17 protein-coding genes are annotated in these 21171 nt (G+C 44.1%); 14 read left to right on the top strand and 3 right to left on the bottom strand.

Annotated features, from left to right (window positions below; translation table 11 throughout):
- Positions 1 to 222 precede the first annotated feature (222 nt).
- The 10 genes from ACQY73_RS07730 to ACQY73_RS07685 all read left to right on the top strand — a co-directional run bounded on the left by ACQY73_RS07730 (position 223) and on the right by ACQY73_RS07685 (position 11865).
- Positions 223 to 1179 (top strand): PhoH family protein, encoded by a 957-nt coding sequence (locus tag ACQY73_RS07730; protein WP_428663757.1) that lies wholly within the window; start codon positions 223 to 225, stop codon positions 1177 to 1179.
- The gene (locus ACQY73_RS07725) at positions 1157 to 2518 is read left to right on the top strand and encodes a M43 family zinc metalloprotease (RefSeq protein ID WP_428663754.1); all 1362 of its coding nucleotides are present in this window, start codon (positions 1157 to 1159) and stop codon (positions 2516 to 2518) included. Before ACQY73_RS07730 ends, ACQY73_RS07725 begins: the two co-directional genes overlap by 23 nt.
- Entirely contained in the window at positions 2515 to 4575 is a 2061-nt protein-coding gene (locus tag ACQY73_RS07720) for a ComEC/Rec2 family competence protein (RefSeq protein WP_428663751.1), read from the top strand. Before ACQY73_RS07725 ends, ACQY73_RS07720 begins: the two co-directional genes overlap by 4 nt.
- Before the next feature lie 233 nt (positions 4576 to 4808).
- Positions 4809 to 7376 (top strand): TonB-dependent receptor, encoded by a 2568-nt coding sequence (locus ACQY73_RS07715; RefSeq protein WP_428663748.1) that lies wholly within the window; start codon positions 4809 to 4811, stop codon positions 7374 to 7376.
- A 144-nt stretch (positions 7377 to 7520) separates the two neighbouring features.
- Positions 7521 to 7781, top strand: a complete 261-nt coding sequence (locus ACQY73_RS07710; RefSeq protein WP_428663745.1) for an ACT domain-containing protein — start codon at positions 7521 to 7523, stop codon at positions 7779 to 7781.
- Positions 7782 to 7795: 14 nt separating this feature from the next.
- Entirely contained in the window at positions 7796 to 8677 is an 882-nt protein-coding gene (locus ACQY73_RS07705) for a sulfite exporter TauE/SafE family protein (RefSeq protein WP_428663742.1), read from the top strand.
- A 12-nt stretch (positions 8678 to 8689) separates the two neighbouring features.
- Positions 8690 to 9895: a sterol desaturase family protein gene (locus ACQY73_RS07700; RefSeq protein ID WP_428663739.1), complete on the top strand. Its 1206-nt coding sequence runs from the start codon at positions 8690 to 8692 to the stop codon at positions 9893 to 9895.
- Between the two features lie 46 nt (positions 9896 to 9941).
- A complete protein-coding gene (locus ACQY73_RS07695) occupies positions 9942 to 10544 on the top strand; it encodes a redoxin domain-containing protein (protein ID WP_428663736.1) in 603 nt (200 codons plus the stop codon).
- Positions 10541 to 10978: a DUF4395 domain-containing protein gene (locus ACQY73_RS07690; RefSeq protein ID WP_428663733.1), complete on the top strand. Its 438-nt coding sequence runs from the start codon at positions 10541 to 10543 to the stop codon at positions 10976 to 10978. The genes ACQY73_RS07695 and ACQY73_RS07690 overlap by 4 nt, the downstream gene beginning before the upstream one ends.
- A gap of 2 nt (positions 10979 to 10980) precedes the next feature.
- Positions 10981 to 11865: a DUF1684 domain-containing protein gene (locus tag ACQY73_RS07685; protein ID WP_428663730.1), complete on the top strand. Its 885-nt coding sequence runs from the start codon at positions 10981 to 10983 to the stop codon at positions 11863 to 11865.
- 60 nt (positions 11866 to 11925) lie between these two features.
- Here ACQY73_RS07685 and ACQY73_RS07680 read toward each other — a convergent pair whose 3' ends face one another.
- The 3 genes from ACQY73_RS07680 to ACQY73_RS07670 all read right to left on the bottom strand — a co-directional run bounded on the left by ACQY73_RS07680 (position 11926) and on the right by ACQY73_RS07670 (position 17277).
- The gene (locus tag ACQY73_RS07680) at positions 11926 to 14880 is read right to left on the bottom strand and encodes a M12 family metallo-peptidase (RefSeq protein WP_428663727.1); all 2955 of its coding nucleotides are present in this window, start codon (positions 14878 to 14880) and stop codon (positions 11926 to 11928) included.
- A gap of 312 nt (positions 14881 to 15192) precedes the next feature.
- The gene (locus ACQY73_RS07675) at positions 15193 to 16479 is read right to left on the bottom strand and encodes an O-acetylhomoserine aminocarboxypropyltransferase/cysteine synthase family protein (protein ID WP_428663724.1); all 1287 of its coding nucleotides are present in this window, start codon (positions 16477 to 16479) and stop codon (positions 15193 to 15195) included.
- A 195-nt stretch (positions 16480 to 16674) separates the two neighbouring features.
- Positions 16675 to 17277, bottom strand: coding sequence for a beta-class carbonic anhydrase (locus ACQY73_RS07670; protein WP_428663721.1), 603 nt, complete (start codon positions 17275 to 17277; stop codon positions 16675 to 16677).
- A 687-nt stretch (positions 17278 to 17964) separates the two neighbouring features.
- Here ACQY73_RS07670 and ACQY73_RS07665 point away from each other — a divergent pair.
- The 4 genes from ACQY73_RS07665 (at position 17965) to rpsR (ending at position 21154) form a co-directional block, all read left to right on the top strand.
- Entirely contained in the window at positions 17965 to 18891 is a 927-nt protein-coding gene (locus ACQY73_RS07665) for a cyanophycinase (protein ID WP_428663718.1), read from the top strand.
- Between the two features lie 65 nt (positions 18892 to 18956).
- The gene (locus tag ACQY73_RS07660) at positions 18957 to 20387 is read left to right on the top strand and encodes a phytoene desaturase family protein (RefSeq protein WP_428663716.1); all 1431 of its coding nucleotides are present in this window, start codon (positions 18957 to 18959) and stop codon (positions 20385 to 20387) included.
- A gap of 141 nt (positions 20388 to 20528) precedes the next feature.
- A complete protein-coding gene (gene rpsF / locus ACQY73_RS07655) occupies positions 20529 to 20903 on the top strand; it encodes a 30S ribosomal protein S6 (protein ID WP_428663713.1) in 375 nt (124 codons plus the stop codon).
- Entirely contained in the window at positions 20903 to 21154 is a 252-nt protein-coding gene (rpsR, locus tag ACQY73_RS07650) for a 30S ribosomal protein S18 (protein ID WP_013930944.1), read from the top strand. Before rpsF ends, rpsR begins: the two co-directional genes overlap by 1 nt.
- Positions 21155 to 21171 lie beyond the last annotated feature (17 nt).

Below are 21171 nucleotides of genomic sequence, written 5' to 3'. Positions count from 1 at the left end.
CAATGATAGGATTGAAATGAAATCGGCAAAGGCATTTCGTACTTATTTTTAATTTCCTTCAACTCTTTCAGAATCAAAGTTTCTCGAAAAAGCTTCCCTAAAAATTCACTTGAAAAGTTGTAATTCTTAAAACAAAAACGTATTTTTCCCAAAGCTAAAACGGCAAACGCAACGTTTTAGGAAAGCAATACGTATTCATCATTATCAAAACACTTACATCGTTTGGTCGAAAAAATAATTTCCTTGGAAGATGTGTCTTTAGTTGACTTTCTCGGTGTAGAAAACAACCACATCAAAGAAGTTGCTGCCGCTTTTCCGATGAGTAAAATCATTTCGCGCGGCAACGAAATACGAGTAATGGGCACACAGCCCGAAATCCTTCGCATCAGCGATATTCTGGACTCTCTTCTGCAACATTACCAGAAATACGGAAAAATCACCAATGAAAACGTACGGCATTATCTGACCGCCAATGGTGGTTCAGTGGCTCCGCCGCACGTGCTGCAGGATGAAAAAGATGTAATTCTGTATGGTACCAGAGGGGTAGTGGTAAAGGCCAGAACGGCAAATCAGCGATTGATGGTGGAGAAAGCTGCCGAAAACGATCTGATGTTCGCGATCGGTCCGGCAGGAACGGGAAAAACCTATACTGCGGTAGCTATTGCGGTACAGGCGCTGAAAGAGAAGAAAGTGAAAAAGCTTATTATTACTCGTCCGGCCGTGGAAGCAGGGGAGAACCTAGGGTTTTTGCCGGGAAATTTAGAGGAAAAGATCGATCCCTACCTGCGTCCTATCTATGACGCCCTTGACGATATGATCTTAAGTGAAAAGCTTAAATTTTATCTGGAAAACCGCATTGTCGAAATCGCTCCTTTGGCATACATGCGCGGACGAACACTTAATAATGCTTTTGTCCTGTTGGATGAAGCCCAAAATACAACCCCTGCGCAGATGAAGATGTTTTTGACGCGTATGGGTCCCAGTTCAAAGGTGATCATAACGGGAGATAAAACCCAAATAGATTTACCGAAAAATCAAAAATCCGGTTTGAAAGATGCGCTTGAAACCCTTAAAGATGTCAAGGGAATTGCCTTTGTCGAGCTTGATGGACGTGATGTAGTGCGCCACCGCCTCGTCAAAGATATTTTGGATGCTTATGAAAAGAAAGAGAAAGAATAAAAAACGTTTATCGGTGAGCAGTTCATTAAAGAACCTGCTCACCGATAAACGTTTTTTAGCGGCCTTTTTACTGCTTTGCGGTTCGCTCTCAGGTTCTTATGCACAGCGTTGCGCCTCAGTACAATATGATTCTGCCATCGCGAAGCGCTACCCTTATTGGCGCTTGAAACGAACGATGCTGGAAGATTCCATTCAATCGTATCTGAAAACCCCTGCCGCTAATCGCCGTGCTCGGTTGGGTGCGATTTGCAGTCAAATTCGTATTCCGATTGTGGTGCACATCGTGCATAACAATGCTGCCGGAACCATAGGCGGCAAAGACAACGGTAATATTTCAGACGACCAGATTCTATCTCAAATTCGGACGCTGAATGAAGATTATCAACGCAAAACCGGAACGCGCGGCTTTAACAATAATCCCGTGGGCGTCAATACAGGAATAGAATTTTATTTGGCTACCGAAGATCCCAACGGAAGTCCAACCAATGGTATCACGCGGCATTATTACAACGCAAAAACTACTTTTGATGTCTTTACCGATGACCAAACATTGGCCAATGTTGTCAGTTGGCCTACCGACCGCTATTTGAATATTTGGGTTACTCGATTCGGTAGTAATTATTTGGGAATTGCGCAGTTTCCCTCAACAACCGGCATCGACGGGTTGGATTCGGGCAATGAATTACTGGAAAAAACGGACGGGGTATTCATTGATTATAGAGTTTTTGGCTCAGGAGGCGCTGTAAACAGTAATCTGTACCGCTTGGGGCGTACCACAACCCATGAAGTAGGGCATTGGTTGGGGTTGATACACACGTGGGGAGATACCAACTGCGGTGATGATTATTGTGCCGATACTCCACCCGCTGAGAAAGGAAACCAATCGGATAACTGCGGGCCTCTTTATTCCAATTGTACGGGAGTACGTACTCGCAACATGACTGAGAACTACATGGATTATTCGCCCGATTCGTGCATGAATATCTTTACTAAAAACCAAAGTGAACGAATGATGGCGGTCATTGAAAAATCGGCACGGCGGGCAAGATTGGTGAAGTATTGGTGCGCAAAACTTCCTTTCAGCGATTCGTTTGGGGTAAATATTTTTCCTAATCCTGCCACCGATCAAGTGAATATTCAAGTAAATGTGACAGAATTTACGGATTTTGAAGTCGGATTGTACAGCTTAACGGGCCAACTGATGGGCCAACAGCAGTTCAACGATTATCCAAGTTGGGTAGTCTCATTTCCGACCACTTCGATACAGCCGGGTGTTTATATCGTGCGGGTAAAAACGGAGAAAGAGACCGTCAGCAAACGATTAGTGATCACCCGATGAACGTTTTATTGCGCTGCACAATCGCTTTTGCCGGTGGTATTTTACTTCAATCCTTTCTTCCAAACCATTGGTATATCTCCGGCAAAGAGTGGGTGATCATTGGCGGTGTCGGTATTTTATTTACTGTACTTTTGCTGCTCGTTATTTTCCGTCGTGGCAACCGTTATTGGTTGGGTACGCTGACGACGCTTCTTTTTGTCATTCTGGGTTGGATTCGAACGCCCGATGCCGTTTCGGTACCTGACCTGTCGCAGTTTACGGCGTATGAAGCAGCAGTACTTTCGCCGCCCGAAACCCGTTCCAAAACCTACAAAGCAGAAGCCGAATTAAAAAGTGCGAAATGGGAGAATGTGTGGCATCCAATACAGGGAAAGGTGCTGTTATACATTGATAAAATGGCAACAAAGCCGCGTTACGGCGAAGTATTGTTGATTCGTGGGCAACCCCGCCCGGTAGAGCCGCCAATGAATCCCGCGCAATTTGATTATCGAAAATTTCTGAGCTATAAACGCATCTGCCATCAACATTATCTCAAAGCAACGGATTTTACCATAACGAGTGATTATCAGGGTATATGGTACAAAAAATGGGCGTTTGCCGTAAGTGAGTGGAGCGATGCCGCGTTGCGGCGGCTTGTTCCTTTTGATCGAGAATACGCCGTTGCCAAAGCAATGGTTCTTGGCCTTCGCGATGAAATGGACAATGAATTGGTTCAGTCATATTCGGCGGCGGGAGCGGTGCATGTGTTGTCGGTGTCAGGGTTTCATATTACAATATTTATTTGGCTTTTGAATCTTATTCTGTCGGGCTTGGAAAAGCGCCGCCACGGGCGATGGCTGTCATTGAGCATTACATTAATAATTCTGTGGTTTTACGCGGTGCTTACCGGGCTTTCGGCACCCGTTATTCGCTCGGCGCTGATGTTTACGATTTTTTTATTGGCTAATCCACTAAATCGGACAAAAAATGGAGAAACTGCCCTTTTTGGCTCTGCATTGATTCTTTTGGCCATTGATCCTTTACTGCTGTATTCGGTTAGTTTTCAACTTTCATACGCTGCGTTGGGAGGTATTATTTTTCTTCAACCTGTTTTATATCAATCTTTTACGATTAAAAATTGGTTTGGCAATAAATTGTGGGAAATTACTGCGGTAGCCTTGGCAGCTCAACTCGTTACGTTTCCCATTGGTGTCTATTACTTTTATCAATTTCCCACCTATTTCTTACTGGCTAATCCTTTTGTGGCCCTTTTAGCGACGGCCATGCTGCCGGTTGCAATGGCAGCTATCGTCTTTTCTTGGATTCCTTTGTTGGGTCAAGGGCTCGGTTGGGTACTGACGGGCATTACGTGGTTATTGAATAAAATAGTGATCTGGACTGACGCATTGCCTTTTTCTACCCTTGGAGGGCTATCCCTGTCAGCGTTGGAATTGGGATTAGTGTACGCAGTCATAGCAATGCTTTTAGCGTTACTATATTACCGAGACAGACGTTGGCTTTGGAGTGCTGCAACGCTGAGTGTTTTGCTCTGCGCTTTGCAACTTATTGAAATGAACCATTATAGGAGGCAGAATGTGTTTGCTGTTCATGCAGTCTCTCGTCAAACGGTACTTAGTTTTATCAATGCCAATGACGCTTTTTTGGTGGCAGATTCTGCTTTTTTTCAGGCGGGGCAACAGCCGTTCAATTTTTACCTCAAAAACTTTTTCGTAGAGCGAAATATTCGACGAATCCACCGGCAGGCATTGGAGCGGAAAACGCAGCCTTTGGTCAGGCAACTTCCCTTTGGCAAACTGATCATTTGGCAGGGAAAAAGCCTTTTGTTGGTAGATCGGCCGGTACGCAGTGCCATTCCTGCCGTGGCAAATTATGTACTTATTAAAAATTCTGCTTTCCGAAAAGTAGAACAATTGCTTCCCATTTTTGGCACCCAAAAACTCATTTTTGACAACTCCAACAAACTTTATGTGTTAGAAACACTGCACGCCGAAGCACAAAAACTTGGCCTTCCTTGGTACTTTGTGAATAAAAAAGGCGCATTTTTGACCTTTTTGTAAGATTTAACTGGATAATTTAAAGAATTTAAAGTGCCCGTTTGTTTTTGTAAAAATAGTTGGCTTACATTTGCATACTAAATCAATAGATAATAAGTAGTAATACTCCGTATAGTCTATCTGGAGTAGGGTGTTAAGAGGTAACGCATTCTAATTGTTTTCTATTTAAAACTATTAAATCTATATTTTTACTATTTATTGCTAAAACAGAGAAATACCACCAACCACAATTACCAATGAAACAAATTTTCAAATCAGTTTTCTTTATAGGGGTGCTTATTTTGCCCTTTCTTTTATCAGCCCAAAATACGCCTACCATCAATGCCACCGTATCCGGGGTTGTAGTGGACGCACAAACCAATGAAAAATTAGTGGGCGCTACGGTATCCATCAAGGGAACCACCAACGGAGCGGCTACCGATGCCAATGGAGAATTTTCGCTCATTACCGGTCAAAAACTTCCTTTTACCCTTATTGTTTCGTTTGTAGGATATGTAAAAAAAGAAATCCTGATCAATGAAAGTAAAGTAGAAATTAAGCTCGAACAGGATGTAAATAAATTGGAAGATGTAGTTGTTTCGTCTCGTCGCCGTCAGGAAGCTGTTCAGGATATTCCAATTCCAATTTCGGTAATTCGTGGTGCTACTGCTGAGGATGCCGGTGCTTTCAACGTAAACCGTTTGAAGGAACTTGTGCCAACGGTTCAGTTGTATGCTTCAAATGCCCGTAATACAACATTGAATATTCGTGGGTTAGGTTCAACTTTCGGTCTGACCAACGATGGAATCGACCCGGGCGTAGGGTTTTACGTAGATGGTGTATACTATGCTCGTCCGGCTGCTACTGCATTAGACTTTGTTGACATTGATCGTGTTGAAGTTTTACGCGGTCCACAGGGTACGCTGTTTGGTAAGAATACGACTTCCGGGGCGTTTAATATTACAACTCGTGAGGCGAGTTTCACCCCAAGTGCCAGTTTTGAATTAAGTTATGGCAACTACGGATATATTCAGGCGAAAGGGTCACTTTCCGGGCCATTGAGCAAAAAATTGGCGGCAAGACTCTCTTTCTCGGGTACACAAAGAGATGGGCTTCTATACAATATCAAGACCCAACAACACATGAATGACATCAATAACCTTGGAGTTAGAGGTCAGTTGTTGTATACGCCTACGGATAAAATTAAAATTACATTCATTGGCGATTATACTGACCAAAAACCGAATGGGTATGGTTGGCCGGTAGCGGGCGTAGTTACTACTAAACGTGCTGCTTACCGTCAATTTAATGCTATCATTGCTGATTTGAACTATAAACTTCCATACAGCAGTCCTTTCGAGAGAATTGTTGACCTTGACACACCTTCAAAAGCCGATAACCAACTCGGTGGTGCTTCTGTGAACGCCGATATAAAAATCGGTAACGGTACGTTGACATCAACTTCTGCCTGGCGTTATTGGAAATGGACTCCACTGAATGACCGTGACTATACGGGTTTGCCCATTTTTACCATTTCATCGGGTAACTCAGTACACGAACAATGGTCCCAAGAGATCAGGTATTCAGGAAAGATTTCTTCAAAAGTGAGCGGAGTTGTTGGTGTATTCGGATTATGGCAGGATTTAAAATCAGATCCGGTTCAGACCGAAGAAGCGGGTTCGGCGCAATGGCGTTTTGCCCAAAGCTCAACAAGTGCCTTATGGAAAACGCCGGGTTTGTTTGATAATTTCGGTATCCGTACCACCAACCGTATCCAAAGCACAAGTTTGGCCGTTTTCAGTCAGGCAGACTGGGCTATTACCGAGAAACTACACGTTTTGCCGGGGGTTAGATATAACTATGATAAGAAAGTAGCCAACTATAAAAGAGAAACCTACGGTGGGCTCCAAACAACGGATGCGGCTTTAGTTGCCTTGAAAAATGGGGTTTATACCAACCAGGCATTTGATACAGAAGCCACAAACGGGAATTTTTCAGGGCAGTTGACTTTGCAATATAAAGCAAACAGCAACCTTAATGCCTTCGCAACGTACGCAATAAGCTATAAGCCGGTAGGGATTAATATCGGAGGTTTACCAACAGCCAATGGCCAGATTCTGCTCGATCTCGCTACAGTAAAACCTGAATTTGTAAAACACATTGAAGTGGGTTTGAAAACGAAACCTTCGGCCAACTCTGTTCTTAACATTGTATTCTTCGATGATGAGATCAAAGATTATCAAACGCAGGTTCAAACGCCTGAGCCCGGTGTAAACAGAGGTTATTTGGCCAATGCCGAGAAAGTTCGGGTAAGAGGTATTGAATTGGATGGAAATATCAGAGCAAGCAGTCACTTTACCTTCAACGCAGCAGTAGCTTATACAGACGGCAAGTATGTTTCATTTATCAATGCTCCTGTGCCGCTTGAAGAAGTAGGTGGAGCTCAGGCATTCAAAGATGTATCGGGTGGAGTCTTGCCGGGTATTTCAAAATGGTCGGGATCGGTGGGGGCAGAAGCTTCAGCGAAAGGAAGTCTTCTGGGCTTAAAAGGTAATTATTTTGCAGCACTGGATGTTTATTTCCGTTCGAAATTCTCATCGAGTCCATCACCTTCTGAGTTCTTAAACATTGACGGTTATTCATTGTTAAACGGCCGTGTCGGTTTCAGAGCATCAAATGGTATTTCGCTCTTATTTTGGAGCAGAAACCTTGGCAACAAAGATTATTTCGAGCAATTGCTGGCTGCTCCGGGTAGCGCGGGCCAATATGCAGGTATCTTAGGTGATCCACGCACTTACGGTACTACATTAAGATATTCTTTCTAATCAGAATAGCAGCGTAGAAAGTAGAATATAGAACGTTCGGATGGTTTTGAACCGTCCGAACGTCTCAAAGATTTAAACGGTTTAAGACCCGAATAAATGTATCAAAGTACACTTGATCAACGAATTATAAAACTAAATACGGCTATGAAAAACACAATCAATACAAACTTTTCATCCTCACTGACCCAATTGGAAATATTGGGTTTTGACCGTGTCGGATTTGTCGAGGAAGTCACTCGGTTTACTTCTGATTACGGTAAAATTGTAAGTGTAAAATTTGAAGCAGACGGTGTGCGCTCGGAGGGATTCTTACGAATCAAGCTTGAAAACAGCGACCGGTTGGACAGCTTGCTCGTGCGGCTTAAAGCCATTACGGGATTGGTAAAAGTAAAACATTTGATTTAAATCGAAGTAAAACAATGGTAGAAACTCAATCACAGGGGCGTGTTTTTTTGGGCAATAGGCTGCTTTATGGTTTATTCGTGAGCATATTTGCTATCGCCATTGCCCTGACGATCTGGCAATTATATGGCACAGACATAAAGCCATTTGCGGAATCTTTTTTTACAGCCGAGACATTGCTTTTTATCGGTGCCGGTTTTTTAGCCCAGACAATTGATGGAGCCTTGGGAATGGCGTATGGCATCAGCTCCACTTCTTTATTGTTGAGTTTGGGAGTAAGCCCTGCTGCTGCGAGTGCAAGCGTTCATATTGCCGAAGTTTTTACGAGCGGTGCCTCCGGACTTTCACATTGGAAATTTGGCAACGTAAACAAAAAACTTTTCAAACTTCTGCTCATTCCGGGCATCATTGGAGCCGTTACGGGAGCGTATATTTTAAGTTCATTTGACGGTAAAATCATACGGCCTTATATTTCAGCGTACCTGCTGATCATGGGTATAGTGGTGATTTTGAAGGCCATTCGTAAAAAAACACCTAAGAAGAAAACCCGTTTTGTGGGGCCGCTGGCATTGCTGGGCGGTTTTGTGGATGCCGTAGGTGGTGGTGGATGGGGACCCGTAGTGACCTCAACATTGATCGGGAGCGGACGCGACCCGCGTTATACCATCGGGTCAGTGAACACGTCTGAATTCTTCATTGCTGCTGCGGGCGCCGGAATGTTTACGTTGATGATCGGAATTGATAATTGGCGCGTGATCATCGGCCTTTTACTGGGAGGAGTCATAGCGTCGCCTTTTGCGGCATTTGTGTGCGGAAAGGTCAATCCAAAAATCCTGATGATTTTTGTCGGAATTGTTATTATCGCGTTGAGCGTACGAAATATTGTGACGCTGTTTTAACTGATTTGAGTTATGGTACTAAACGTTTTTGCTTTTGCTGTGCCGCTTTTCCTATTTTTTATCGCTTTAGAATATTATATCGGTAGAAAAACAGGGAAAATATATCATCAATTTAATGAGTCTGTTGCCAACCTTAACGTTGGTATAGCAGAGCGTTTGATCGACCTTTTTACGGCGGGTGGATTTTATTTTGTGTATGATTATCTGCACCGCCATTTTGCTCTTTTTGATATTAAACCCACATTTTTGCTGTGGGTAGCTTTACTGTTGGCAACTGACTTGCTGTGGTATTGGTACCATCGTTTCGGGCATGGAATTAACCTGTTTTGGGCGGCGCACATTGTCCATCACCAAAGCGAAGATTTTAACCTGACAACAGGCACCCGAATTACAATTCTTCAAGCGGTGGTTCGGACGGGCTTTTGGGCCATTTTGCCCATTATCGGTTTTCCTGCCGATATGATCACGTCCATTCTGATCGTCCACGGATTGTATCCATTCTTTACGCATACGCAATTGGTAGGTAAACTTGGTGTATTGGAATATATATTGGTTACGCCCTCGCACCATCGGGTGCATCATGCTGCCAATGAAATCTATCTTGATAAGAACTTCGGAGATATGTTCATCATTTGGGATAAGCTTTTCGGAACATTTGCCAAAGAAACCGAACCGCCAGCGTATGGACTGACCAAACCGCTTAAAAGCTACAGTTTTATGTGGCAGCACTTTCATTACTTTGTGGAACTCGGTTATGCACTTAAACAACAGAAAGGAATCCTTAAAAAACTAAAGGTACTTTTTGGATCACCCGCTGATTTTGATCCTTCCGCTCGCTTAAAGGCAGAGAAGAAATTTTTATCGAAACGGAAAGTCAGAGCGCATTCCAATCGGTTACGGGGCTATGTGTTTGCCCAAATGGCAGCCATTTTAGTGATTTTGTTCCTGTTGCTGTTGTTTGAACATTATTTGCCGCTTCCCCTGCAAATTGCGGCAGCACTGTTCATTGTGATCACGCTCATCAACAGCGGCGCTATTTTGGAACAACGCCGTTGGGTATTTTACCTTGAATACATTCGGGCGAGCATCCTCTTAGGCGTAGCGTATTACTACTATCCCGATCCAACCATCTTACTTCTTTCAATTGGGATTTTTACCGTCTCATTAGTGTACGAAAAGTCAATTCAGAAAAAATATCTACGATTGGTCTACGGATAAATAAACATAATTCATTGTATACAAGCACTTAAACCATAAAACGAACATGAAGTCGATTATTAAAATTGTGGGTGAAGATTACGTGATTTCTGCCCTGCCTAAGTCGTATCAAAAAATTCAACCCTTAAAAAATCGGGATACCATTCCTACCATTCGTATCAATTGTGAGTTGGGAGTATGGCAACATCTGCCTTCCGAGTTGCAGATGGCCAATACCATTTATCTGCATCAGTTATTGCAGGATGGTCCCTTGGTGATAAGCACCTATAGCCCCGATTGGAACGGATACGGCGAGCGTCATTTGCAACTGCTCAACAGCGTGTATCCACGGATTCGTGCTTTGGGAGGCAATTTACTGTTGCTGACTACCGAATACTTCAAAAACATTGTACACACGATTCAGGAATATGACCTTGAGTTTAACGTGGTGCAGGATTACGAAAACAGAATCAGCGAAGCGTTGGGAATATATTCCAAATACGAACCTGTTTGGGACCGTATCGCCGGCATTTCCGAAGACGTTCCTTTTGCGGCCACGTTCGTGATCAATTCTGATCGTCGTGTTGTGTATGATTACGTAGATCGTGATTTTGAATTTATTGTATCGGATAAAGAAATTGAAAAAGCCGTTAAAATTGCGCGATTATGAGTATTTTAGCACAAAATCAGCCATTGCATCAAGCACAGGTCAATGAAAATAAAGTACGGGTCACTGCGTTTTTGGTCTTGATTTTGGTTATTCTGTATGCCATTACCCGTTGGCCTGTCATTGCTGTATTGTTGGTTGTTGATTTCGGGTTGCGAGGATTTGATCTGGGGAAATTCAGCCCGTTGGCTTTTGTGAGTGATTGGATAGTAAAAGCATTGGGATTTCCCGTAAAACCGATCTATTATCCTCCAAAACGGTTCTCGGCACGCATCGGCTTGGGGTTTTCAATTGCCATTGTGATTTTGCATTTTGGCGGTTGGGACCCCCTTATAGTAAGTGCAGTCCTTGGCTTTTTTGCCGCCTTGGAATCGCTTGCGGGGTTTTGTGCGGGGTGTTATATGTATGATTTGCTCGTTAAACTCAAATGGATATAAAAATGCCTTTCAACTATAAAATCCTGCTTTTCTTTTTGCTGGGTGCAGTGGCAACCGGTTTCAGAACTGATGATTCAGGCTATGAAACCGAACTCAAAACCTGGCACCAAAAACGCATAGAAGGTCTTAAAGCCGAAAATGGTTGGCTGAATTTGGTGGGCCTTTTTTGGTTGGAAGAAGGGAAAAACAGCTTTGGCTCCGATGCTGGAAATAACATTGTCTTTCCTGCGGGAAAAAGTGCTCCGCTGCTTGGCAGTTTTACCTTAAAGAATGGGGAGGTGTGGGTCGATGTTGATCCCAACGCTAAGGTGTCGGTCAATAAAGAACCTGTTACTTCACTTAAAATTTATCCTTCTGAGAAAAATGTTGTGTTGGAAAGTGGTTCACTGCGTTGGTTTGTGATCAAACGGGGCAACAAATTCGGAATTCGCCTGAGAGACTTGGAAAGCCATGACCTGCAACATTTTACCGGAATAAAAACCTATTCAATTGACCAAAAATGGCGCATTGAAGCCAAACTGGAACCTGCGGCTGCCGATAAAAAAATCCCGATCACGGATGTAATGGGACAAACTTCGCTGCAAACGTCACCCGGTACATTGGTCTTTTCGGTTGACGGAAAAGAGTACCGTTTGGATGCCGTAGAAAGTGACCAACAACTGTTTATCCTTTTTGCCGACAAAACAAGCGGCAAAGAAACCTACGGCGCCGGCCGTTTTTTGTATGCCGAGCGGCCAAACGAACAGGGAATTACCGTCTTGGATTTTAATAAGTCGATCAATCCGCCGTGTGCTTTTACAAGCTTTGCGACTTGTCCACTACCGCCAAAACAAAACCGATTGCCGATTGCTGTAACGGCCGGAGAGAAGAATTACGGAACTCACTGATAGCTATAAATTGATACACAAAGGCGCGGAAAACTATTGACTTCCCGCGCCTTTGTGTTTTTATTGACAACCTGAAAGATAAGCGGTAAAAGTCGTGGTGGCATTGGCGGTTACGGTAAATGTTGGATTAAGTTCTACGTAATTCCCGCCTCTGTAAATGACCGTACCATTCGAAATGGTATTGGTTGCAATGACCGATTGAGACGCCTGCACTATGGTAGAAGCAGAAATAGCTGCCGTTTGGGTAATGGACGATGTGCAGGGAAGAATAGTAACACTTACCGAATTGTTGCTCAATTCACCGCAGACAACGAAATTGGCCAGGTCTATTTGTAAATCCGTGAAACTCCCTCCGATATTTGTCAGCAAAGCGGCCTGTTGGCTTGTAAGATAAGAGATGCCATATACGCTGTAACTGCCTGTTCCGTAGGCAGATGAATTACTTAGGTCTGCCGTTGGGGAAATATCAACCACATTGCCGGAAGCAGTATTGACAATGACGTAACCGTAAGAATAACTCGCCCCCGGATCAAAATATTGGTTTACACCCAGCTTCCCTCCTGCCGGAACGGTAAAGGAAACAGAATAAGAAGCCAACGTTCCCGATGAAAAATTAGCAGGAGTTGTGACTGCAAGATAGTATTGAATGCCGGGTTGTAATGTGGCTGAAATGGTATAGCGAGTACCTTGAAACGTGTTTGGAGAATTGTACTTCCGTGTTGAGGCCAGAAAATTGGTACAGGGAGAATTTTGGGTAAAAGATGTTTGGTACAGATTTGCTATTTCATAACCACTGCTTGTAGCATCAAAAGTATAGATTCCGGCAATATTCACCTGAAAAGGATAAATATCATAAAGAGAATTGGAAGGACTCCAATTGGCGCAGGCATCGGTGGTAGCTTCCGGAACAGCGAATGAACTTGTCAGATCTCCTGCAAGAAGGCTGCCCGCAATGGGGGAGGTATATTCGGCGGTATATTGAGGGGAAAGTGATAACGCTAATGCGGCATTGCCGGCGTAAGCCGCTACGCCGGTAGTTGGAGCAATCGGTGCGCCCGAGGCCAGACAATCAGAGGCATCGGTAATGGTGATGTTGGCGTTGTTGATGTCAAAGAAAATGTTGCCAATGGCTTCAATTTTAATGCGGCCGGCAGAAGTAACATACTTAGGAACGATCAGCGTTTCACTGCCATCGTTGGAGGTGCTTGATTTCAATACATATGGGAAGGTCAGGCCGCCGTCTTTGGAGAACGAGATCTTTACATTGCTGCAATTGACGGGCGCGCCGGTGGTTCCGTTCACATCCCATGTAATCGCGAAGGTAGCGTTTCCGTCAGCGGCTAAAGCAGTAGCGGTATTCTGCGAAGTAAGGGCAAAAGGTCCGGAATTGGCCACTGTAATGGTCGTTGCATCAAAATGAACTCCTCCACCTCCTGCACGATTGTCTTTGGTGGTAAGGCGAAATGTCAATGACCGGGCTACCAAAGGCAGTTCTTCGCCTGCCTGATCCGGCGCATCGTTGGCATTGTTTAAAATAAAAGAAAGAGCCGGTAATGTTCTTACCGCGCCTGATGATACGCTGCTTCTGAACAACGGTGCCGTCGTGCTGTTTGCCGCTGTACTGCCTATCAGACCTGCATCTCCTGCCGTTGCAAGGTTGAATTGCTCCCATTGATACGTAAGCGCATCTCCATCTGCATCGGTTCCTGAGCCGTTTAGTACAAAAGGAGTGCCTTTGGGAATGGTATAATCTGCTCCTGCATTTGCTACGGGCGGGGTGTTGCCGGTAGCGGAGGTTGTGGCGCAGGTACCCTGAGTTGCGCTGAAAGAATTAATGACGGTTTCAATGGTATTGGTATGGAAATAGGTTTGTCGGGAGCCGGTCAGATTTTGGGGAGAGCAGGAACCCTGATACGACATAAGTGTAGAACCACTGGCGGGTTCATACGCTCCGGCCGCCATTCTGTTACCTCCTGCGCATGAGCCGGTGTTTGAGTTAAAGGTATGAGGGGCATTGAATTGGTGGGCTATTTCGTGCGCAAATACGATAACGATCAGGGCATTGGAGGCCGAAAATCCGGTTGTTTCCGTATATTGTGTCCATGCGAGTGCTTTAGAGGCATTGGTGCAGGGCGTAGCTCCGGCTACTCCGTTTGCGCCCGCCGAACTTCCTGAGGCGGGAGGAATGGTTCCGCTATAATGCAGCAGATGACCAATGTCATAATTTGCATAAGGTAATGTTGCAGTGGTATTCAATGAGTCAAAAATAGATTGAGCACGACCGGCATTGGCGCTCGTTGTTGATAGATTTCCGATAGATACCGGCGATACTAATGTAAAATGCACCGCAACTTCGTTTTCCCAGATGGCATTTGTCAGGTTGATGATCGTAGTGATTCTGGAAACGGTATTCACGTCATTACGCGTGGTAAACTCTCCGGAAGCAACAATTGCCATGCGATAGGTCCGTAATGTACCTCCGTTGCTGTATACTTGGTTTTGAAGCAATCGACCATTGCGGGAAACCGCCCCGAAAGCATTGCCGGTGACCGAGCAGCCTTGTTCACCTTCCACTTCACCGGGCGAGATAACCTTGTAAATACCTCCCTTTGTATCGACCGGTTCAATGAATTTATAACCGCTTGGTGAAACGATGATGCCATGAAATCCCGTCGGGGAAATGTCAAAACGAATGGTTTCTTTTGGGCTATTTATGTTAACTCCGTGGTATGTTTTTATGGAAGGAAATTTGCCGGCAAGTTCCGCTGATAAAACATCGTATTCCACTACTTTGTAAGGAGCTAAATTGCCTTGCCGGTCGGGCAGGGATACCGTCGGAAGATTTGTGTTTTTTGTAGCATTGGAAAGATTTGATGCCGTTGCTTTAGGAGAGTTTTGCAGTGCTCTTTGCAAAGAAATTATATCCAATTTGACCGTTTGGGGTATATTTTGAGCCAATGACTGAAAAGAAAAGAAAAGGCCAAGGCTAACTGCAAGTAAATGTATTGGCTTCATAACTATAAATGATTTTTTAAATTTTATATCTTATAGTAGTTTTTTTACATTAAAATATATGGCTGTTATTGCCATTGTATACAAATAAATATAAAAAAATCACTAATTAATACAATATATACCATTAAAATCTTTTTTAGCCTCTACTTTACAATTACATTATTGGTATAATTAATATATCTTTTAAACATTGCAGTTATTGCAGAACACTAAACTAAGAACCCTCACATCGGAGATGTGAGGGTTCTTAGTTTAACAGTTAACCGGATTAAAGGCTTCTATAAGTCAAGCAAACTGCTGAAAAGGCGGGTATTATAATTTACCCAATGCCTGCTCTATATCCGCTTTTATATCATCGATGTGTTCAATACCGACCGAAATCCGCAATTGGTTGGGATCTACGCCGGCGGTGATTTGCTCTGCTTCTGAAAGTTGAGAGTGAGTGGTAGAGGCAGGGTGAATAATGAGTGTCTTGGAATCACCCACGTTTGCCAAATGGCTGATCAATTCAAGGCTGTTCACAAATTTCTCAGCCTGTGCTTTATCTCCTTTTAGCTTAAATGAAAGCACACCGCCAAAGCCACGGGTAAGGTATTTTTTGGCAAGTTCATGGTACGGACTGCTTTCCAAACCTAAGTAATTGACGCTTTCGATGGCTGAATGTTGTTGCAACCATTGGGCCAGATTCAGGGCATTTTCGCCGATGCGTTCTACCCGTAAAGTAAGTGTTTCTAACCCTTGCAACAGCAAAAATGAATTGAAAGGTGATTGTGACGGGCCCCAATCACGCAAGCCTTCAACGCGTGCCCGAATGATGAATTGAATATTGCCGAAAGGCCCGCCTATACCAAAAACATCGTTGAGAACCAAACCGTGATAGCTCGGCGAAGGCTCTGTAAATTGCGGATATTTGCCGTTGCCCCAGTTGAACGTTCCTGCATCAACGATCACCCCGCCCATTGTAGTGCCGTGACCACCGATCCACTTGGTCGCGGATTCAACGACGATGTGTGCGCCGTGTTTGATAGGTTGGGCAATGGCACCTCCTGCTCCAAATGTATTATCGACAATGATGGGTAGGTCGTATTTCTGCGCCAATTTGGCAAATGCTTCAAAATCAGGAACATTGAAGCCCGGGTTGCCGATGGTTTCCAAGTACAGAAACTTGGTTTTTTCGTCGATCAGTTTTTCAAAATCTTCGACTTTATCGCCTGACACAAAACGGGCTTCTACGCCGATGTTTTTGAAAGAATTTTTGAATTGGTTGTATGACCCGCCGTACAGAAAAGAAGTGGTAACAAAGTTGTCGCCGACGGTTGTAATATTATTAATGGCCAGAAATTGCGCTGCATGTCCGGATGCCGTTGCCAATGCTGCTACGCCTCCTTCAAGGGCCGCGATGCGTTTTTCAAAAACATCATGCGTAGGATTCATGATCCGCGTGTAGATGTTCCCAAACTCTTTGAGCGCAAACAGATTTGCTCCGTGCTCGGAGTTGTTGAAAACATAAGATGTTGTTTGATAGATCGGTACGGCACGTGCGTTGGTTGTAGGATCGGGCACTTGTCCTGCGTGCAGCTGAAGCGTTTCGAATTTCATAAAATTATTTTAGTTAGATGTAAATAAATCTGAGTGATTGGAAAGAATACTGATAGATTTTAGGAAAATCGTTTAGATAGCCCTTGAGCAGGTTTTCTACAAGTCAAGGGCTATTTCTTTTTTTCACGGAGTATATTTCAGTAAAAGACAGAAGACGGTGTTTTTTCTAATTATTTCATAAAAAAAGACTGAAATTTATGCTTTTCCTGCTTCAGTAGCTTCGGGAACCTCGATCAATTGGCCTGATTTTACGTCGTAGATGTAGCCATAAACAGGGATACTTTTGTTGACGAGCGGGTGCGCTTTGATGCGTTTTACATCTTCTGTAACACTGTTGGCAAGATTTGTAAACGTAAGAAACGGAATAAAATTGGCTTCTTCCGAGCCGCCTTCTTCGGTCACATTGCGCCAGCCGTTTTCGTCTACCGTTGCGGTGGTTAAGCTTTTGGCAAGCAATCCACGGATAATATCGTCGGTAAACAATTCCATGCCGCAGTCGGTATGATGGATCACAAACCATTCTTTGGTGCCGAGCAATTTATGCGAAATGATCAACGAACGAATGGCGTCATCGCTGGCTCTGCCGCCGGCATTGCGGATAACGTGTGCGTCGCCTTCCGAAAGCCCGGCGTACTTGGCGGGATCAAGTCGTGCGTCCATGCACGTCAAAATGGCAAATTGACGAGCGGGCGGAAGCGCCAATTTGCTTTTATCGCCAAAACTTTGGACGTAATTGTGATTGGCGTTAAGTACTTCCTGAAGTACAAAACCGGTTTCTTTTGCAAATGTTGCTGACATGGTTAACGTGTTTATGTTTTACAATTGGAGAAAAAACATGCTGATTTTTGGGATAAAGTACCGTCGGACAAATCTACCCGACGGTATCTTTTCACTTTTCGGTATTGACAGCATCATGTGCCGCACTTGCTGCCAATATTGACATCTAACTGACCGTATAACTAACCAAAGTTTTAAACTGCAAAAACATTTGAAAAATATTTAATACATGTATTTTGTAGATTAAAAAATAAAACATAACCTGCCTTATAAAACTGCAATCAATGCTCCGTGCATAACACATATTAGAGCAATTTCGTATTTGTCTTTTTTGTCTATTGATTTAATTCCATTGCAAAGATGAATGAAACATTTTGAATTCTCAACGTTTTTTTAGGAAAATGTTTGAAAAAAAAATTACGTATGAAAATTTATTAGTCTATTGATTATTAGGGCTTTAAGCTTTTGAAAAAAGCGAAATGCCGAATAAAGGGCTTTTAAATATGACTGCACCATTGTCGCGTAGCATTATTAATAGAAATTGGCTGAAACTTAGGTCTGGTGGCATTACAGATACTCCTTAAAATGGGTCGTTTTCAGGGAGTAAAGCCAAAGAAAATTGAATGATTTACTTTGGCTTTTTCGAAGGTTGTCTCTAACATTGTACCGATCCTTTCACTTCTTACTTCATCTACTCACTTTATTCGTATGAAAAAACATTTTCTCCTTTCGTTCGCCCTATTATTGGGCAGTATCATTGGATTCAGTCAAACGCCTATTCTGGTCAATGAAAAATCCACGACCCGTCACGGTCCCGAAAAAGGCTCACTTCTCATCATTGGCGGCGGGAGTGTTACGCCTGAGATATGGGCTAAATTTATTGAGCTGGCGGGTGGAAAAGAAAAGGCCAAACTGGTCGTGGTAACAGCTGCAGCAGGCGACAGTGCCGCGTTAAGCATGTCTCATGTAGAATTGTTAAAAAAACAAACCGGGGCGGCCAAAGTCACACTTTTGCATACCAAGAGCCTTAAAGAAGCCAACAGCGAAGCATTTGTAGCACCTTTGCGCGAAGCTACGGGCGTATTTTTTGTGGGCGGACGCCAATGGCGCATCGCTGATTCCTATTTAAACACCCTTACACACGAAGCATTTCAGGGAGTGTTGGAGCGGGGAGGAGTGATTGCCGGTACCTCGGCGGGTGCCAGTATTCAGGGATCATTTTTATGGCGCGGTGACACCAAAGGGCCGCAGATTTTGGTCGGTGATCATACGCAGGGATTAGGCTTTTTGAAAAATTCAGCCATCGACCAACATTTGCTTCGCCGAAATCGTATGTTTGATCTGGTAGAATTTATCAAACAGTCGCCTGATCTGATCGGTATCGGCCTTGATGAGTCTACGTCGGTACTGGTTCAAAAGGATTCGATGGAGGTGATCGGTAAATCATACGCCGTGATCTATGATTATGCCACTATTGTTGGAAAAGGAGAAAAGCACACCGAAGCCAACGGCGAAAACTTTACGGCCTCCAACGGCGCTTTCTTTTTCCTGGGTAATGGGCAAAAATATGACCTGAAGAATCGAAAAGTTATTCCGGAAACGCGTCGTCGCCCGGTACAGACGGGTAACAGATAATTTGTTTTTGGGGTAAAAGTAGCTCGAAAAAACAGTGACGATTTAGATTAACCTATCTTTTTGTAATGACCCAAACAGAGTATGATGCCATTGTGGTTGGTTCCGGCCCGAATGGATTAGCCGCTGCCATTACACTGCAACAGGCAGGATTGAAAGTTTTATTGGTGGAAGGCAAAAAAACGATAGGTGGCGGACTGCGTTCTGCGGAATTAACCTTACCGGGTTTTATACACGATATTTGTTCGGCCATTCATCCATTGGCCATTGCCGCTCCTTTTTTTAAGACGGTTTCGTTAGAAAAATTTGGGTTTGAATTTATTCATCCGGCTATTCCGCTGGCGCATCCCTTTGAAGATGGCACAGCAGCCCTGATAAAGCGGTCGCTGGAAGAAACGGCTGCTTTGTTGGGAACTGATGAAAAAACGTATCAACAACTCATCCATCTGCTTGTAGCAAAGTGGGATACGTTTATTGGTGATACATTGAATCCGTTGAGTTTTCCTAAACATCCGTTTGATTTTGCTCGATTTGGGTTGAACGCCATTCAGCCGGCGATGTGGCTTTCCAAGCATTTTTCAACCAAGCACGGCAAAGGTCTGTGGGGCGGACTGGCCGCGCATTCCATTCAACCCTTTCATAAATTGACCACTTCGGCCATTGGATTGGTGTTAATGGCGGCGGCCCATACCAACGGATGGCCCATACCCAAAGGCGGATCGCAGCAACTGGCCAATGCGTTGGCAGCGTATTTTGTGTCTATCGGCGGTAAGATCGAAACGCAGTTTTATGTTGAATCATTGGGGCAATTACCTTCGGCCAAAGCTGTTTTGTTTGATGTTACACCGCGCCAATTATTGAAGATCGCGGGCCATACTTTTTCTTCCATCTATAAATGGCAACTGGAAAAGTACCGCTACGGTATGAGTGTTTTTAAGGTCGATTGGGCATTGGATGGGCCTGTGCCCTTTGCTTCTGAGGGCAGTGCAATGGCAGGAACGCTGCATTTGGGCAATACGTTTCAGGAAATTGCGTGGAGCGAAGGTCAAACCTGGAAAGGAAAACATCCCGAAAAACCGTTTGTGTTGCTGGCGCAGCCCAGCGTATTGGATGCCACCCGCGCGCCTGCCGGTAAGCACACACTTTGGGGCTATTGTCACGTACCTAATGGCTCTACCAAAGACATGACCGAAGCCATTGAACGTCAGGTGGAGCGGTTTGCGCCCGGATTCCGCGAGCGTATTTTGGCCAAACACGTCATGAATTCTGTGCAGATGGAAGAGCATAATCCCAACTATGTGGGTGGCGACATCAACGGCGGAGTCATTGATCTGGGACAACTGTTTACCCGACCTGCGTTGCGGTGGTCTCCCTACCGAACCTCTACCAAGGGTTTGTACATTTGTTCCTCTTCTACGCCGCCCGGCGGGGGCATCCACGGAATGTGCGGATACAACGCTGCCCGTCGTGTTTTGAAAGATTTGTTTCCAAAAAACTGATAAATTGCTAGCTGAGAAGTGAATAGCTCATTAGATCAGGGAAATTTCAGCAGTTATCTTTTGCATTATCTGCAAAAAAGGTTACCTTTGCGCCCTCATTTACAATGAGTTCATTCATATAAACATTTAACAATTCTCAGTATGTTTACAAAACAGTATGAGATGGTGTTCATTTTAACTCCCGTTTTATCTGATCAACAGATGAAGGACACCGTCGAGAAGTTCCGCAAAATCCTTACCGACAACGGTGCGGAACTGGTACACGAAGAAAACTGGGGCCTAAAAAAATTGGCGTACCCGATCCAGAACAAGAACACAGGTTTTTATCACCTCGTTGAGTTCAAGTCTGAGCCTTCTCTCATTCAAGTCGTTGAGACTGAATTCCGTCGCGATGAGCGCGTAATGCGCTATTTGACGGTAGCTATGGAAAAACACCACATCACGTATGCAGAACGCAAACGCAGTGGATTAGTTGGAAGAAAACAAACCGAAACAGCTAAGGAGGGCGACGCATAATGACACTAGTAAACGAACCAATCGAGCGTAATCAAAATCGCAAAAAGTATTGCCGCTTCAAAAAAGCCGGTATCAAGTTCATTGATTACAAGGATCCTAACTTCCTTTTGAAGTTGATCAACGAGCAAGGTAAAATCTTACCTCGCCGCCTGACAGGTACCTCTTTGAAGTACCAACGTAAAGTGTCGCAAGCCATCAAACGTGCGCGTCACTTGGGATTATTGCCATACGTAGCTGATCAATTAAAGTAAAAACGGAAGGAGAAAAC

Source organism: Runella sp. (assembly GCF_965279615.1).
Lineage (GTDB): Bacteria > Bacteroidota > Bacteroidia > Cytophagales > Spirosomataceae > Runella.
Note: the sequence above shows the minus strand (reverse complement) of the source record. Positions and strands in the feature narration are given on the sequence as shown.